The sequence below is a fragment of the Campylobacter bilis genome (assembly GCF_016806695.1).
In the GTDB taxonomy this organism is placed as follows: Bacteria; Campylobacterota; Campylobacteria; order Campylobacterales; family Campylobacteraceae; genus Campylobacter_D; species Campylobacter_D bilis.
The window spans coordinates 1-1,419 of sequence record NZ_WUED01000029.1 but is presented as its reverse complement, the minus strand read 5'-3'; the positions used below and the strand labels follow the sequence as shown (position 1 = coordinate 1,419).

At 31.6% G+C, this 1,419-nt stretch carries 1 protein-coding gene and 1 pseudogene; both read left to right on the top strand.

Annotation, left to right across the window (positions count from 1 at the left end; all coding sequences use genetic code 11):
* A pseudogene (locus GRQ01_RS07480) lies at nt 1-319 on the top strand (ABC transporter substrate-binding protein); the annotation flags it as partial.
* A gap of 21 nt (nt 320-340) precedes the next feature.
* Nucleotides 341-1,419 (top strand): ABC transporter substrate-binding protein (locus tag GRQ01_RS07475; protein WP_158335132.1); only part of this gene is annotated, 1,079 nt, incomplete at its 3' end.

Below are 1,419 nucleotides of genomic sequence, written 5' to 3'. Positions count from 1 at the left end.
CAGTTTTGATTATAATAATCCTAGCACCAAATTAAGCAAAGATTTCATTGCAGCTTATGAAAAAGTCAAATCAACAAAAGAACTTCCAGCATTTTCAGCTATGGGTGCAGATGCTTATTTTGTAATGTTAAATGCTATGAATGCTTGTATTGATAATCTTACAAGTAAATGCGTAAATGAAAAAATTCATCAAACCAAAAATTTTGAAGGGGTTTCAGGTATTATTAGCATTGATCAAAGTGGCAATGCTATCCGTTCTGTTGTGATTAAAGAAATTAAAAATCAAAAACAAAGTTATATAACAACCTTAAATCCGTAATTATTATAATAAAGGAAAAGAATGAAAAAAATTTTAATTTTAGCAAGTATTTTAAGTTTAAGTTTAAGTGCTGTAGAAATAAAAGTAGGCGTTGTTTTACCTTTAAGTGGTTCTACTGCTGCGTATGGACAAAGTGCTTTAGAGGGGATTAAACTCGCACATTTTATGCAACCAACTTTGAGTAATGGTGATAAGGTTTCTCTTGTTGTTATTGATACTAAAGGAGATAAATTAGAATCTTCAAGTGGTGCAAGCCGTCTTGTTTCTCAAGATAAGGTTATTGGGCTTATAGGAGAGATGGTTACTGCTAATACTTTGCAAGTGATGCGTGTAGCAGAAGATAGCAAAATTCCTTTAATTGCCCCTGCGGCAACTGGGGATAGATTGCTTGAAAAAAAATCATATTCTTCTCGTGTATGTTTTATGGATAGTTTTCAAGGATCTTCTTTAGCAAAGTATATTTTTTCAAAACTTCATTATAAAAGTGTTGTTATTGTTGTTGATCAAAGCACTGATTATTCTTTAGGCTTGGCTAAGGCTTTTGAAAAAGAATTTCAAGCTAAAGGGGGACAAATTCTTAGAACTCTTAGAATAAATTCAGGAGATAAAGATTTTAAAGCCATAGTCACTCAAATTAAAAGTTTAAACCCTGAATTTATTTTCTTGCCACTTTATTATAATGAGGCTTCTTTGTTCGCTAGACAGGCTAAACTTGGAGGTTTAAATATTCCTATGGGATCTGCTGATGGTGTTGCTGATCAAACTTTTATTAATTTATCTGGGGATGCGAGTGAGGGTTATATTTTCACAGACAGTTTTGATTATAATAATCCTAGCACCAAATTAAGCAAAGATTTCATTGCAGCTTATGAAAAAGTCAAATCAACAAAAGAACTTCCAGCATTTTCAGCTATGGGTGCAGATGCTTATTTTGTAATGTTAAATGCTATGAATGCTTGTATTGATAATCTTACAAGTAAATGCGTAAATGAAAAAATTCATCAAACCAAAAATTTTGAAGGGGTTTCAGGTATTATTAGCATTGATCAAAGTGGCAATGCTATCCGTTCTGTTGTGATTAAAGAAATTAAAAATCAAAA